Annotated in this window: 11 protein-coding genes and 1 riboswitch; of the genes, 8 read left to right on the top strand and 3 right to left on the bottom strand. The window is 63.9% G+C overall.

Annotation, left to right across the window (positions count from 1 at the left end; genetic code table 11):
* Positions 1-112: 112 nt before the first annotated feature.
* The 5 genes from glmU (at position 113) to OU800_RS23995 (ending at position 5,231) form a co-directional block, all read left to right on the top strand.
* Positions 113-1,489: a bifunctional UDP-N-acetylglucosamine diphosphorylase/glucosamine-1-phosphate N-acetyltransferase GlmU gene (gene glmU / locus OU800_RS24015; protein ID WP_268180113.1), complete on the top strand. Its 1,377-nt coding sequence runs from the start codon at positions 113-115 to the stop codon at positions 1,487-1,489.
* Between the two features lie 107 nt (positions 1,490-1,596).
* On the top strand, positions 1,597-2,208 hold the full coding sequence (locus tag OU800_RS24010) for a LysE family transporter (protein ID WP_268180112.1): 612 nt from the start codon (positions 1,597-1,599) through the stop codon (positions 2,206-2,208).
* Between the two features lie 162 nt (positions 2,209-2,370).
* Entirely contained in the window at positions 2,371-3,141 is a 771-nt protein-coding gene (locus OU800_RS24005; protein WP_268180110.1) for a DeoR/GlpR family DNA-binding transcription regulator, read from the top strand.
* Between the two features lie 12 nt (positions 3,142-3,153).
* Positions 3,154-5,004, top strand: coding sequence for a glutamine--fructose-6-phosphate transaminase (isomerizing) (gene glmS / locus OU800_RS24000; protein WP_268180108.1), 1,851 nt, complete (start codon positions 3,154-3,156; stop codon positions 5,002-5,004).
* Positions 5,001-5,231, top strand: a complete 231-nt coding sequence (locus OU800_RS23995; RefSeq protein ID WP_268180106.1) for a hypothetical protein — start codon at positions 5,001-5,003, stop codon at positions 5,229-5,231. Before glmS ends, OU800_RS23995 begins: the two co-directional genes overlap by 4 nt.
* 222 nt (positions 5,232-5,453) lie before the next feature.
* Here OU800_RS23995 and cobM read toward each other — a convergent pair whose 3' ends face one another.
* The 3 genes from cobM to OU800_RS23980 are packed head-to-tail and all read right to left on the bottom strand — an operon-like array spanning position 5,454 to position 7,220.
* A complete protein-coding gene (cobM, locus tag OU800_RS23990) occupies positions 5,454-6,209 on the bottom strand; it encodes a precorrin-4 C(11)-methyltransferase (RefSeq protein ID WP_268180104.1) in 756 nt (251 codons plus the stop codon).
* A 28-nt stretch (positions 6,210-6,237) separates the two neighbouring features.
* A complete protein-coding gene (locus OU800_RS23985) occupies positions 6,238-6,783 on the bottom strand; it encodes a hypothetical protein (protein WP_268180102.1) in 546 nt (181 codons plus the stop codon).
* 2 nt (positions 6,784-6,785) lie between these two features.
* Positions 6,786-7,220: a cobalamin biosynthesis protein gene (locus OU800_RS23980; protein WP_268180100.1), complete on the bottom strand. Its 435-nt coding sequence runs from the start codon at positions 7,218-7,220 to the stop codon at positions 6,786-6,788.
* Positions 7,221-7,306: 86 nt separating this feature from the next.
* A riboswitch (cobalamin riboswitch) is annotated at positions 7,307-7,501 on the top strand.
* Positions 7,502-7,596: 95 nt separating this feature from the next.
* On the opposite strand from OU800_RS23980, the gene cobW reads away from it, so the two are divergent.
* The 3 genes from cobW to OU800_RS23965 all read left to right on the top strand — a co-directional run bounded on the left by cobW (position 7,597) and on the right by OU800_RS23965 (position 14,573).
* The gene (gene cobW, locus OU800_RS23975; protein ID WP_268180098.1) at positions 7,597-8,643 is read left to right on the top strand and encodes a cobalamin biosynthesis protein CobW; all 1,047 of its coding nucleotides are present in this window, start codon (positions 7,597-7,599) and stop codon (positions 8,641-8,643) included.
* Between the two features lie 101 nt (positions 8,644-8,744).
* Positions 8,745-12,491, top strand: coding sequence for a cobaltochelatase subunit CobN (cobN, locus tag OU800_RS23970; protein WP_268180096.1), 3,747 nt, complete (start codon positions 8,745-8,747; stop codon positions 12,489-12,491).
* 471 nt (positions 12,492-12,962) lie between these two features.
* Positions 12,963-14,573 carry an ATP-binding cassette domain-containing protein gene (locus OU800_RS23965; protein WP_268180094.1) on the top strand — a complete coding sequence of 537 codons (1,611 nt, stop codon included), beginning with the start codon at positions 12,963-12,965 and terminating at the stop codon, positions 14,571-14,573.
* The last annotated feature ends 51 nt before the right edge of the window (positions 14,574-14,624 follow it).

The following is a 14,624-nucleotide window of genomic DNA, read 5'->3' as shown; positions in this document are numbered from 1 at the left end:
CCTGCTTCAACCGTGGTTCGAGAAAGGGTAGCCTTGGCTACCCTTTTTCTTTTTCTGCCATTTGATCGTGCTGGCACCCCGTGTGCCGGTGGTCGCCAAGGAATCCTCGTTCATGTCGCTCGATATCGTCATTCTCGCTGCCGGCCAAGGCACCCGCATGCGTTCCTCCCTGCCCAAGGTTCTGCACCCGGTAGCCGAGAAGCCCATGCTCGGTCATGTCATCGATACCGCACGCAGCTTGCAGCCGCAGAGCATCCAGGTGGTGATCGGTCATGGCGCTGACAAGGTGCGTGAGCGGTTGGCGGCTGATGACCTGAATTTCGTCATCCAGGCCGAGCAACTGGGTACCGGCCATGCCGTGGCCCAGGCGCTGCCGCACCTGAGTGCCGAGCGCGTACTGATCCTCTACGGCGACGTGCCGCTGATCGAGACCGCGACCCTCGAGCGCCTGCTGGCTCTGGTCAGTGACGATCAGCTAGGCCTGCTCACCGTCGAGCTGGCCGACCCCACCGGCTACGGTCGCATCGTGCGTGACGCCGAGGGTGTGGTGCAGGCCATCGTCGAGCACAAGGATGCCAGCGAGCCCCAGCGGCAGATCCGTGAAGGCAACACCGGCATCCTCGCCGTGCCGGGCAAGCGTCTGGCCGACTGGCTGGGCCGCCTGTCCAACAGCAATGCCCAGGGCGAGTACTACCTGACCGACGTCATCGCCATGGCGGTAGCCGATGGCCTGATCGTGGCCACCGAACGTGCGGTCGACGAGATGGAAGTGCTGGGTGCCAATGACCGCATCCAGCTTGCCCAACTGGAATGCCATTACCAGCAGCGTATGGCCCGCCGCCTGATGGCCCAGGGCGTCACCTTGCGTGACCCGCATCGTTTCGACGTGCGTGGTGAGGTCAGTGTTGGCCGCGACGTGACCATCGACATCAACGTCATTCTCGAAGGCAAGGTGGTGATCGAGGACGATGTGCAGATCGGCCCGAACTGCGTGATCAAGGACTCGGTGTTGCGCAAGGGCGCCATCGTCAAGGCCAACAGCCATCTGGATGGCGCCGAAATGGGCGAGGGCGCCGACTGCGGCCCGTTCGCTCGTCTGCGCCCCGGCACCAAGCTGGGTGCCAAGGCCCATGTGGGTAACTTCGTCGAGCTGAAGAACGCGGTCATGGGCGAGGGCGCCAAGGCCGGCCACCTGAGCTACCTGGGCGATGCCGAGATCGGCGCCCGTACCAACATCGGTGCCGGCACCATCACCTGCAACTACGACGGTGCCAACAAATTCCGCACCGTGATGGGCGAGGACGTATTCATCGGCTCCAACAGCGCGCTGGTGGCACCGGTCAACCTCGGCGACCGCGTCACCACGGGCGCAGGTTCGGTGATCACCAGTGACGTGCCGGCGGACACGCTGGCGGTGGGGCGCGCCAAGCAGCGCAATATCGAAGGCTGGAAGCGGCCGACCAAAGCAGCTACAAGCCGCAAGCCATAAGCTGCAAGAAGAAAGACACGGGTGCGGTGGCTGTGATTGTAGTTAGGTATGTATGGCCAAGCTCTGAGTAGCTTGTAGCTTGTAGCTTGTAGCTTGAGGCTCAATTCATGTTCGGTGTGACGGATTACGCCGCCTTCGTGGTGGCCTTCATCATCCTGCTGGCCATTCCAGGGCCGGGTAACCTGGCGTTGATCCTGTCCACCGGCAAGGGCGGCATTCGCGGTGGGCTGGCCTCCACCTTCGGCATCATCTTCGGCGACCAGGTGCTGCTGTGGCTGGCAGTGGCCGGGGTCGCCGCGCTGCTAAAGGCCTATCCTGCGGCTTTCCATCTGGTGCAATGGCTGGGGGCGGCCTATCTGGTCTACCTGGGCCTGCGCATGCTGCTGGCCAAGCCGGGGGCGGCGCCGACGTTGGAGATCAAGCCGCGCCAATACCTGTGGCAAACCCTGGTGATCACCGTCTTCAACCCCAAGGCCATCATCTTCTACATGGCCTTCTTTCCGCTGTTCATCGACCCAGAGCGCCATCAGGGCCTGGTTACGTTCGGTTTCATGGCCATGACCATCATGGCGCTGACCTTCCTCTACGGCCTGCTGATCGTGCTGCTGACGCACTTTCTCGCCGAGCGCATGCGCGCCAATCCGCGTATCGCGCGTGGCCTTGAGAAGCTGGCGGGGCTGTGCCTGGTCGGTTTCGGGGTCAAACTGACGCTTAACTGAAAAGGCAGCCACAAGCTTCAAGCCACAAGCGGCAAGTAAAAGCTTGCCCCGGGATTGAGCTTCGCGCACGTTTTTGCAGCTTAAGGGTCGCCATCCGTCTTGCAGCTTGCAGCTCTTTTATGTTTTGATTCGCTCCATTATCTTTCGGATCGAAACTTAAAGATGTCGAAGCGCAACACGCCGCAACGTCGCCACACCATTCTCGCCTTGCTCGCCGAGCAGGGCGAAGTGAGCGTGGACGCCCTGGCGCAGCACTTCGCCACCAGCGAAGTGACCATCCGCAAGGATCTTGCCGCATTGGAAAAGAACGGTCTGCTGTTGCGTCGCTATGGTGGCGCCGTGCCAGTACCGCAGGAACTGATCGGCGAGCCGACCCAGCCCATCTCCCCGCACAAGCAGGCCATCGCCCGCGCTGGCGTGGCGCGCATCCGCGAGCATGCACGCATCATCATCGACAGCGGCACCACCACGGCCGCCATGATTCCGCAGCTCGGCTACAAGCCCGGCCTGGTGGTGATGACCAACTCGCTGGGTGTGGCCAACGCCCTGCGCGAACTCGAGCATGAGCCGGTGCTGCTGATGACCGGTGGCACCTGGGATCCGCATTCCGAGTCCTTCCAGGGCCAGGTGGCCGAGCAGGTGCTGCGCTCTTACGACTTCGACCAATTGTTCATCGGTGCCGACGGCATCGACCTGGAGCGTGGCACCACCACCTTCAACGAACTGCTCGGCCTGTCGCGAGTGATGGCCGAAGTCGCCCGCGAAGTCATCGTCATGGTCGAGAGCGACAAGATCGGCCGCCGTATCCCCAATCTGGAGCTGCCCTGGGGCAGCGTCCATACCCTGATCACCGACGAGCGCCTGGATACCCAGGCGGCCGAACAGATACGCGCGCGCGGCATCCAGCTAATCCTCGCGCCGCTGGAAAACTAAAAGGAGAGCACCATGTGCGGAATCGTAGGCGCCATCGCAGAGCGCAATATCACCCCGGTTCTGGTCGAAGGCCTCAAGCGCCTGGAATACCGCGGCTATGACAGCGCCGGCGTGGCGCTGCTGACCGAGCAGGGCATACTCGACCGCCGCCGCCGCGTCGGCAAGGTCAGCGAGCTGCAGGCTGCGCTGCAGGCCGAACCGCTGGCCGGGCGTCTGGGCATCGCCCACACCCGCTGGGCCACCCATGGCGCGCCCAGCGAGCGCAATGCCCATCCACACTTCTCCGGGCACGAGCTGGCCGTGGTGCACAATGGCATCATCGAGAACCACGAGGAATTGCGCGAGCGCCTCAAGGGCCTGGGTTACGTCTTCACCTCCGATACCGACACCGAAACTATCGTCCACCTGCTCGAGCACAAACTGCAGCAGCTCGGCGACCTCACCGCCGCGCTCAAGGCCGCCATCCCGGAACTACACGGCGCCTATGGCCTGGCGGTGATCAGTGCCAAGCAGCCGGATCGCCTGCTCGCCGCGCGCAGCGGCAGCCCGCTGGTGATCGGTCTGGGCTTGGGCGAGAACTTCCTCGCTTCCGACCAGTTGGCCCTGCGCCAGGTCACCGATCGCTTCATGTACCTGGAAGAAGGCGATATCGCCGAGATCCGTCGCGACGGCGTGCAGATCTGGGATGCCGCCGGTCAGCTGGTACAGCGCGAAGCCGTGCAGTACCACGAAGGTGCCGAGGCCGCCGACAAGGGCGAATACCGCCACTTCATGCTCAAGGAAATCCACGAGCAGCCCAAGGTTGTGCAGCGCACCCTGGAAGGCCGTCTGGGCAGCGATCATGTGCTGGTGCAGGCCTTCGGCCCGCAGGCCGCCGAGCTGTTCGCCAAGGTCAGGAACGTGCAGATCGTCGCCTGCGGCACCAGCTACCACGCCGGTATGGTCGCCCGTTACTGGCTGGAAGAGCTGGCCGGCATTCCCTGCCAGGTCGAGGTGGCCAGCGAATTCCGCTACCGCAAGGTGGTGGTGCAGCCGGATACCCTGTTCGTCAGTGTCTCGCAGTCCGGCGAAACCGCCGACACCCTGGCCGCGCTGCGCAACGCCAAGGAGAAGGCGCCTGGGCAGGGCGGCTACCTGGCTAGCCTGGTGATCTGCAATGTTGGCACCAGCTCGCTGGTGCGCGAATCCGACCTGTGCCTGCTGACCCAGGCCGGCCCGGAAATCGGCGTGGCTTCCACCAAGGCTTTCACCACCCAGCTGGTCGGCCTGATGCTGCTGACCCTGGCTCTCGGCCAGGTGCACGGCACTCTGGACAAGGCGCTGAGCGCCGAGCTGGTGGAAGAGCTGCGCCGCCTGCCGACCCGCCTGGGCGAAGCCCTGGCCATGGACAAGACCGTGGAGAAGATTTCCGAGCTGTTCGCCGAGAAGCACCACAGCCTGTTCCTTGGCCGTGGCGCGCAGTACCCGGTGGCCATGGAAGGGGCGCTCAAGCTCAAGGAAATCTCCTACATCCACGCCGAGGCCTACCCGGCCGGTGAGCTCAAGCACGGCCCGCTGGCCCTGGTGGATGCCGATATGCCGGTGGTCACCGTGGCGCCGAACAACGAGCTGCTGGAAAAGCTCAAGTCCAACCTGCAGGAAGTGCGGGCCCGTGGCGGCGAGCTGATCGTCTTCGCCGACCAGCAGGCCGGTATGAGCAACGGCGAGGGCACCCATGTGGTGGCCATGCCGCATATCCACGACTTGCTCGCGCCGATCCTCTACACCGTGCCGCTGCAATTGCTGTCGTACTACGTCGCGGTGCTCAAGGGCACCGACGTCGACCAGCCGCGCAACCTGGCCAAGAGTGTGACTGTCGAGTGAAGCGCGAAGACGTAATCAAGCGGTTGGCCGATGGCGTGGTGTTCCACACCCAGGTCATGGTCAACCCGGCCAATATCAGCGAATGGATCGTGTTCTTCAACAAGGATGCCGGGCGCAGTTTCTTTCTTGTGGATGATGCCGAGCAGGTGCAGACCTTCACCAGTCTGGATGCGTTGATGGTCGAGCTGCGCGGCTTGGGTATCAAGCGGGTGGAAGTACAGCTCTGAGCAGTTGCTCACAGTTGGCGTGGATCAAGCTGTGGATATCATCGTGACAGTTGGCTGAAGCCCTTGCAAATAGGGCTTTACAGCCAGTTGTACAGAAAGTGATCGCCGGCTTGTCCAATATCCACAGGGTTCTTGGATAAGTCGCTTCCTATCCTGTTGATAAAGTTCTGAAAGCCTTGCCATTAAAGGTTTTCAGCGCTTTGTGCGGTTTCTCGCCAAGGTTCAATCAGTGCCGGGACGGTAGAGGTGCCGATGCGCTGCGTCATACAGTGCAGATTCCGCGAAGGCACCTGGATCCAGCACGCGCCCGACCAGGATCAACGCCGTGCGGCGAAAGTCCTTGGCGGCGACCTTTTCCTCGATATCGGCGAGTGTGCCCAACACCCAGTCCTGATCCGGCCAGCTCGCCCTGTGGATAACCGCGATGGGGCAGTCGGCGCCATAGTGCGGCAGCAGTTCGTCGACTATGGCCGGCAGATGGCGCACCCCCAGGTGGATGGCCAGGGTCGCGCGGTGCTGGGCCAGATCCTGCAATTGCTCGCCCTGGGGCATGGGCGAGGTGGTGCCGTAGCGGGTGAGGATCACGGTCTGGGCGATGCCGGGCAGGGTCAGCTCTGATTCCAGCAGCGCCGCACAGGCGGCGGTGGCGGTGACGCCGGGGATGATCTCGAAGGGAATACCCAGCGCACGCAGTTCGCGAATCTGCTCGCCTATGGCGCCGTACAGCGACGGGTCGCCGGAGTGCACGCGGGCGACGTCCTGGCCGCGCTTATGGGCCTCATGCAGTAGTGTGATGATCTCGCCCAGATTCAGTTCGGCGGTGTTCACCACCTGTTCGGCGCTGTGGCCCTGTAACACGGCTTCGGGAACCAGCGACCCTGCATAGAGGATGACTGGGCATTTGTGGATAAGCCGCTGGCCCTTGACGGTGATCAGCTCGGGGTCGCCGGGGCCGGCGCCGATAAAGTAGACGGTCATGTATTGTGCTCAAGGAGTTCATGGCTTTTCACGGTTGGCGCATCAGAATTTTGGCAGTGATGATGGCTGGCTCGTTTTCGTAGCCGCGCTTAGCGAGATCGATCACTTTGTTACGGATGTCCTCCGGTGACCAGAACAGCCAGCCGTTGCGGGAAAACAGTTCTTTGATTTCGGAGTTCTTCGACTGATAGACCTTGCCGGCAGCAAGCCCTAAAACGATCTCGGTGCTGGCATTACCCATTCCGCAGTCAATCAGGTCTTGCTTGAGTCGTTGAAAAACGATCTTTCTGTAATTCTCGCAGGTAAATAACTTGTATTTGCCCTCAGGAACATCATGGCTTTCGCTGAGGCATGAGAGCCTGACGCCGGGCGAGTCCAGAAAGGACTTTGCTTCAAAGGCCAGCAACCTGTTTTCGTTTGGCTTGTAAGCCAGTAGATCGATTTCGGGGCGAGGGATAGAGTGTTTGCCAACTTCCCTTTTCTCTTCCTTGGTGAGATTGACCTTGAAGGATTGGCGCACCCAATATCCTTCGCCCTCAAGCAAGGTCTTGATCACGTTCTCGAAGTAGTCCACAGCTAGATGCTCGTATCGGTGAAGGTGGCCAGCGCACAGGTGGCGCTGGCGCTGCGGGTTTTCTCGCCGAGCTGGCAGGGCGATATGCCCATGCGCGCTGCCAACGCCAGTGCGCAGGGCTCGGCTACGGCTGGGCTGCCAGTGGTGGCTTGGCTGAGGGGGTTGCCGCCTGTCTTTGCCAGGTAGGCGCTTAGTTGCTCGGGCGAGAAGAAAGACAGCTCAAGTCCCAGGTGTTCAGCCAGGGCGTGCAGGCCGGCTTCGTCGCGCTTGTGGGCGATGCTGGCCAGGCCCGCCAGGTTGTCCGCCGTCAGTCCATGCCGAGCCAGGCTGTGGATAAGCAGGTCGAGTAGCTCGTCCAGGCTACAGCCACGGCGACACCCCAATCCAGCGACGACCTGTATCGGTGAGGTGGATGAGCGATCAGCGGTTGGCAACATGAGCGGCATTTGGTTTGAGCGGTGGCGTAGCTCATCATGGCACCTGCGGATGGTCAACCGCGATTGACCGGCCGTCGCGGCCTGCGTAGCCTTCTTGTTTTCGAGGTTCTTCCCGGCCAGCGGTCGGGGAGCTAAGAGGGAGCAGGGTCGATGCCCTGGCTGCCCCCGCAACTGTGAACGGTTATGCCCTTCGTTAGACCACTGCCAACCGGCGGGAAGGTGAAGGGATGCGCGCCGCGCAAGCCGTGAGCCAGGAGACCTGCCTCGACTGACCAGCCATCTGCTCGGACGGGGTGATCCGATGCGGCCAGCACGCTCCTGCGTGCCCGCCTGCGCGTACCCGTCCGCCGAACTTATCGACGCCACGGGATCCTTCATGAAAACCCTCGCCAAACTGCCCGTCACCATCGTCACCGGATTTCTCGGTGCCGGTAAGACCACCCTGCTGCGCCACCTGCTGGCCAATGCCGGCGGCCGCCGCATCGCGGTTATCGTCAATGAGTTCGGCGAGCTGGGCATCGATGGCGAGATCCTCAAGCAGTGCTCCATCGGCTGCAGCGAGGAAGAGGCCAACGGCCGCGTCTTCGAGCTGGCCAACGGTTGCCTGTGCTGCACCGTGCAGGAAGAGTTCTTCCCGGTGATGCGCGAGCTGGTGGCGCGCCGTGGCGACCTCGACCATATCCTCATCGAGACTAGCGGCCTGGCCCTGCCAAAACCGCTGGTGCAGGCCTTCAACTGGCCGGAAATCCGCAATGCTTGCACGGTCGATGCGGTGATCACCGTGGTCGACAGCCCGGCCGTTGCCGCCGGTACCTTCGCTGCCTTCCCCGATCAGGTGGACGAGCAGCGCAAGCTCGACCCCAACCTCGACCATGAGTCGCCGCTGCACGAACTGTTCGCCGACCAACTGGCCAGCGCCGACCTGGTGATTCTCAACAAGGCCGATCTGATCGATGCCGAGGCACTGGCTGCCGTGCGCGCCGAGGTGGCCGAGGAGCTGCCGCCAGCGGTGAAGGTGATCGAGGCGCATGGTGGTGATCTGCCGATCAGCGTGCTGCTGGGCCTGAACAGCGAAACCGAGCTGCATATCGACAACCGCCGCACCCACCACGACGATGAAGACGAAGACCACGATCATGAGGAATTCGACTCGTTCCACGTGGAACTACCGGAAGCCGAGGAGGCACGCCTGTTGGCTGCGCTGAAGGACGCAGTGGCGAAATACGGCATTCTGCGGGTGAAAGGCTTCGCAGCGATCCCCGGCAAACCCATGCGCCTGCTGGTGCAGGGTGTCGGTCAGCGCTTCGACCGCCATTTCGACCGTGCCTGGCAGGCCGACGAGCCACGCTTGAGCCGCCTGGTGGTGATCGGCCAGCAGCTCGACCGCGCGGCCATCGAGGCCGAGCTGAAGGCGGCGGTTTGATGAAGCGGCAAGTGGCGAGCTGCAAGCCGCAAGTAAGCACTACTGCGTGCAGCGTTTGCTTCCACTTGCAGCTTGCGGCTTGCAGCTTGCGGCTCGCTTAAATGCACCTCCTGCGCACCCAGCCCGGCGCCCAGTTGCCGGCCGACAGCATCGCCGACCTCGGCCAGACCCCGGCCGAACTGGTGATCCTGTGCACAGGAGATTCGCACCTGTCGCTGTTGGCCGAAGCCGCCCGGCAACTGCCGGACGACTACCCCAGTCTGCGCCTGGCCAGCCCGGCGCAACTGAGCAACAACGCCTCGGTGGACTACTACGTCGAACAGGTGCTGCAGCATGCCAGGGTCATCCTGATCTCGGTGCATGGCGGGGTGAGCTATTGGCGCTATGGCGTCGAGCGCCTGGTGGAGCTGGGGGGGCGGGGCGCCACGGTGATCATGGTGCCGGGCGACGACAAGCCCGACCCGGAGCTGAATGCCCTCGGCAACGTTGCTGAAGAAGACAGCCAGCGCCTCTGGCAGTACCTGCGCCAGGGCGGCTTGGACAATGCCCGCCAGCTATTTCGCTGCATCGGCAGCCGTTGGCTGGGCCGCGATGACCCTTGGCAGGAGCCGCAGCCGTTGCCACGTGTCGGTCTTTATCACCCCCAGCGTAGCCTGGCGGCGCTGGCTGACTGGCAGGCGCAGTGGCAGCCGGCTGCGCCTGTTGTGGCGCTGCTGTTCTACCGCAACCATGTGCAGTCGGCGAACACCGCCTTCGTCGAGACCTTCTGCGAGCACCTGCTTGGTCAGGGCCTCAACCCGCTGCCGATTGCCGTGGCTAGCCTCAAGGAGCCGGCCTGCCTGGATCAGGTACAAGCCTGGCTGGACGAAACCTGCGCCGCACTGATCATCAACACCACCGGCTTCGCACTGTCCAACCCCGAGGCGCCGCAGGCGCGGGTGTTCCGCCGTGATATCCCGGTACTGCAGGCCATCTGCTCGCTGGACAACCAGGCGCAATGGCAGACCAGCGCCCAGGGCCTGGGCTCGCGCGATCTGGCCATGCACGTGGTATTGCCCGAATTGGATGGCCGGCTGATCGGCACTGCCATCAGCTTCAAGGGGCTGGCCTGGCGCAGCGAACGCAGCCAGTGCGACGTGGTGTGCTATCAGGCGCATGAGTCGGGTATGGCCTACGTCGCCGAACTGGCGCATAATTGGTGCCAGTTGGCGATCAAAAGCAACGATCAGAAGCGAATAGGCTTGATCCTGGCCAACTACCCGACCCGCGATGGCCGCATCGGCAACGGCGTCGGCTTGGATACGCCGGCTGCTGCGCTGAATATCCTCCGCGCCCTGCAGGCTCAGGGGTACCCTGTGGATAACTTGCCAGACGGCGGCACCGCACTTGTCCACAGCCTGCTCGGTGGCGTCACCAACGATCTCGACGGCCTGGATTCACGTCCCTGTGCGCAAAGCCTGGCACTGGACGACTACCTGGCGTTTTTCCACAGCCTGCCGCCGGCCAATCAGCAGGCCGTGCGCGAGCGCTGGGGCGAGCCGCAGAACGATCCCATGTTCCGCAGCGGGCGGATGATGGTTGCCGGCCTACGTTTCGGCCTGACCTTCGTTGGTATCCAACCTGCACGTGGCTACCAGCTCGACCCTGCGGCGGTGTATCACGACCCGGATCTGGTGCCGCCGCACGGCTATATCGCCTTCTATGCCTGGCTGCGCACGGCCTTCGCCGCCGATGCGCTGATCCACGTCGGCAAGCACGGCAACCTGGAATGGCTGCCGGGCAAGAGCGTCGGCCTCTCCGAAGGCTGCTGGCCGCAGGCGCTGATCGGCCCGCTGCCCAACGTCTATCCCTTTATCGTCAACGATCCGGGCGAGGGCGCGCAGGCCAAGCGCCGCACCCAGGCGGTGATCATCGACCACCTGATGCCGCCTTTGACCCGTGCCGAGAGCTACGGCCCGTTGCGCGATCTGGAGCGCCTGGCCGACGAGTATTACGACGCCAGCCAGCTCGACCAGCGCCGCGCCGTGGAGCTGCGCGGCGAGATTCTGGCCAAGGTGCGCGAGGCCAGCCTCGACCGCGAACTGGGCCTGCAACTCAACGATGACGGCGATAGCTGGCTGCCGCAGCTCGACGCCTACCTCTGTGACCTCAAGGAATCGCAGATCCGCGATGGCCTGCACGTATTCGGCGAGTCGCCGGCCGGGCAACTGCGCCGTGACACCCTGCTGGCGCTGCTGCGCATCCCCCGTGGCGATGGCCAGGGCGCCAATGCCAGCCTGCTGCGCGCGCTGGCCCGTGGCCTGGAACTGGGCCTAGATCCGCTAGATTGTGCTATGGGCCAGCCTTGGGAAGGGCTGCGTCCACAGGCGTTGCAGGCTGTGGATAACAGCCTGTGGCGCAGCGTCGGCGATACCCGCGAGCGTCTGGAACTGCTGGCGCTAAGGCTGATCGAGCAGCGTCTCGGTGGTGAGCGCATCGGCGCCTTTGGCGCCGAGGTGGCACTTATCCTAGACGGCCTGGCCGAACATATCGCGCCCTTGCTTGATGCATGCGGCGATGCCGAAATGGGCGGCCTGCTGGCGGCGCTGCAAGGGCGTTTCGTGCCTGCTGGGCCGAGTGGCGCGCCCAGTCGCGGGCGCCTCGATGTACTGCCCACCGGGCGCAACTTCTTCACTGTCGACGTGCGCCACCTGCCCACGCCCACTGCCTGGCGCCTCGGCGTGCAGGCAGCGGATCGCCTGCTGGAGCGCCACCTGCAGGACGAGGGCGATCACCTGCGCCAGCTCGGCCTGTCGGTATGGGGCACGGCGACCATGCGCACCGGCGGCGACGATATCGCCCAGGCGCTGGCGCTGATGGGCGTGCGCCCGGTATGGCAGCCGGGCAGCCAGCGCGTCGAGCGTTTCGAGGTGCTGCCGCTGGAACAACTCGGTCGCCCACGGGTGGACGTCACCCTGCGCGTGTCGGGCTTCTTCCGCGATGCCTTCAGCAACCTGATTCGCCTGTTCGACGAGGCCGTGCAAGCGGTGATCGAGCTGGACGAGCCGGAAGACATGAACCCGCTGTCGGCGCGGGTCTGGCGCGAATCGCTGGCGCTCGAGGACGGCGGCCTGGATGAAGCCGAAGCGCGCCGGCAGGCCGGCTGGCGGGTGTTCGGCGCCAAACCAGGGGCTTATGGCGCCGGGGTGCAGAACGCCATCGAGGAACGCCTATGGCAGAGCCGCGCGGATCTGGCCGAGGTGTATCTGAACTGGGGTGGCTACGCCTACGGCAGCGGCGCGGAGGGCGCGCCGGCGCGACAGCGCTTCGTCGAGCGCCTGGAGCAGATGCAGGCGGTGCTGCATAACCAGGACAACCGCGAGCACGACATCCTCGATTCCAACGATTACTACCAGTTCCAGGGCGGCATGCTGGCGGCGGTGGAAACCCTGCGCGGGCTCAAGGTGGCCAGCTACTTTGGCGACAACAGTCAGCCGGATATCCCGCGTATTCGCAGCCTCAAGGAAGAGCTTAACCGCGTGGTGCGCGCCCGTGCTGCCAATCCCAAGTGGATCGCGGGCATGAAGCGTCACGGCTACAAGGGCGCTTTCGAGCTGGCCGCGACCATCGACTACCTGTTCGCCTTCGACGCCACCAGCGAGCTGGTCGACGACCACCAATACGCGCTGCTCACCGATGCCTATTTGCTGGACAAGGACACCCGCGACTTTATCCAGCAGCACAACCCTGGCGCGCTCAACGACATCCTCGAACGTTTGCTGGAAGCCCAGCAGCGTGGCCTGTGGGAGAACCCTGGCGAATACCGCGAGGCACTGGAGAATCTGCTGCTCGATAGCGAGGAAAGCTGATGCGAGCCCCTCTCCCATTTATGGGAGAGGGGCTGGGGGAGAGGGGGTCATCCGGCACCGCCGAGTTCGTAGGGAGGGTCAGCCGCCTGTCGCAGTGTCTGGCCGGCTCACCGAACTGAGTGCGGCGTAACCCACCATAGGTGCCACGCCATGCATCGCCCGGTGGGTTACGCGGCGCGCGACTTTCTGGCGTGGCTTTAAGATTTGCGCTTTGCGCCGCTAACTCACCCTACGGTTTCAGGGGATGCCGTGGGAGGCGCTTTAGCGGCGAAAAACTCGCGGCTGAAGCCCCTCCCACAGAACCGGGTGAGCCTAATGCACTTGTCTCCACCTTCCCTGGCTTTTACCCTGGACGCTCATGTCTTTTCCGGAGTCTCGTCCAATGCGTCAGTAATGCCGTCGTGTTCGCACGACCAGTGATCGATCGCGGCCTCAGTCCGCGCGTATTCACGGCATTGCCTGGAGGCATGGATGACCGATTCCCCGCATATCGCGCTCGAGCGCGTTTCTTTCCGCTTTGCCGATGGCGTCATGCTGTTCGACGGGCTCAGCGACGTTTTCGATAACCGCCACACCGGCCTGGTGGGGCGCAATGGCGTTGGTAAAAGCATCCTCGGCCGTTTGCTGGCTGGTGAGCTGCAGCCCAGTGATGGGCGCATTCTGCGCCAGGGGCGCATCGCCTATCTGCCGCAACGTATCGTGGCTGCGCCCGGCGCCAGGGTCGTCGACCTGGCGGGATGTGCGCCGTGGTTCGATGCCTTGCAGCGGGTCATGGCCGGTGAGCCGCGAGCCGATGACATCGAGTGCCTCGATGGCCAGTGGGATGTGATCGAGCGGCTGCAACGTGCGCTGCAGGAAGAAGGCCTTGGTCATCTCGACCCGCAGACACCTGCGATGCAATTGAGTGGTGGCGAGTGCAGTCGCGTTGCCCTGCTCGGGGCCTTGCTGGCGGAGGCTGATCTACTGATTCTCGACGAGCCTGGCAACCACCTCGATCTGCCCAGCCGTAAGCGTCTGGGCCAGCGCCTGGCGAGTTGGCGCGGCGGCCTGGTGCTGATCAGCCATGACCGTGAGCTGCTGGCCGGCATGCAGCGCATCGTCGAGCTGTCAGCGGCCGGCTTGCGCAGCTATGGCGGTGGCTATGCCTTTTACCAGGCGAGCCGCGAGCAGGAGCGCGAGGCCGCGCGGCAGATGCTGGACAGCGCTCGTGTCGAGCGCAAGCGTGGCGAGCGTGAATTGCGCCAGCAGCAGGAACGCCAGCAGCAGCGCAGTGCCAGTGGGCGTCGCCAGGGCAAGGACAGCAACCAGGCGAAAATCCTGCTCGACATGCAGAAGGGCCGCAGTGAAAGCAGCGCCGGGCGCACTGCCAAACGCCTGGAAGCGCGTCGCCAGCAGCTCGATAAGCAGGTGCAGGAAGCCGCCGCAGCAGTGGTAGAAGAACAGCCAGTGATCCTGCATGGACAGACCGAGCACCTGCCGTCAGGGCGCCGGGTGCTCTACTGGCGTGATCTGCGTCTGCCGTTTGGTACGGCGCCGTTGCCGGATTTCGAGCTGTTCGGCTCGCGCCGGGTTGCCGTGCTCGGGCCCAATGGCTGTGGCAAGTCCAGCCTGCTGGCGGTGCTTGCCGGTCGCCTGACGCCGCTGGCGGGTCAGTGCCGAATCGAGGTGCCCTGGGCCTTGCTCGACCAGCATCTGCATGGGCTGGATGCGCAGGCGTCGGCCCTGGAACATCTGCAGCGGTTGGCGCCGGGTAGCGCCGAGAGTCTGTTGCGCACACGTCTGGTGCACCTGGGTGTGGATGCCGAGGCGGCGTTGCTGCCCAGCTCCAGGCTTAGCGGTGGTCAGCGTCTGAAGGTGGCACTGGCGGGTGTGCTGGCGAGCGATCCGCCGCCGCAATTGTTGCTTTTGGACGAGCCGGACAACCATATCGATCTCGACTCGCGTCTTGAGCTGGAGCGTTTTCTGCGGGCGTATCGAGGGGCGTTGCTGGTGATTTCCCACGATAGTGCCTTTCTCGACACGCTGGCGTTGACCGACAGGTTGCAGTGGACGGCCAGTGGCTGGTTGCACGAGGCGTTGTGAAACGCCCGAGGGCTCTGGTCTACAATGCCGATCTTTGCCGCCCGTGAATGC

Source organism: Pseudomonas sp. GOM7 (assembly GCF_026723825.1).
Taxonomy (GTDB): Bacteria; Pseudomonadota; Gammaproteobacteria; order Pseudomonadales; family Pseudomonadaceae; genus Aquipseudomonas.
Note: the sequence above shows the minus strand (reverse complement) of the source record. Positions and strands in the feature narration are given on the sequence as shown.

Coding starts and splice junctions, on each gene's coding strand:
- cobW (WP_268180098.1), top strand. CDS start 7,597: ATGAAAACCCTCGCCAAACTGCCCGTCACCATCGTCACCGGATTTCTC.
- cobM (WP_268180104.1), bottom strand. CDS start 6,209: ATGACCGTCTACTTTATCGGCGCCGGCCCCGGCGACCCCGAGCTGATC.
- OU800_RS24005 (WP_268180110.1), top strand. CDS start 2,371: ATGTCGAAGCGCAACACGCCGCAACGTCGCCACACCATTCTCGCCTTG.
- glmS (WP_268180108.1), top strand. CDS start 3,154: ATGTGCGGAATCGTAGGCGCCATCGCAGAGCGCAATATCACCCCGGTT.
- cobN (WP_268180096.1), top strand. CDS start 8,745: ATGCACCTCCTGCGCACCCAGCCCGGCGCCCAGTTGCCGGCCGACAGC.
- OU800_RS24010 (WP_268180112.1), top strand. CDS start 1,597: ATGTTCGGTGTGACGGATTACGCCGCCTTCGTGGTGGCCTTCATCATC.
- OU800_RS23965 (WP_268180094.1), top strand. CDS start 12,963: ATGACCGATTCCCCGCATATCGCGCTCGAGCGCGTTTCTTTCCGCTTT.
- glmU (WP_268180113.1), top strand. CDS start 113: ATGTCGCTCGATATCGTCATTCTCGCTGCCGGCCAAGGCACCCGCATG.
- OU800_RS23980 (WP_268180100.1), bottom strand. CDS start 7,220: ATGTTGCCAACCGCTGATCGCTCATCCACCTCACCGATACAGGTCGTC.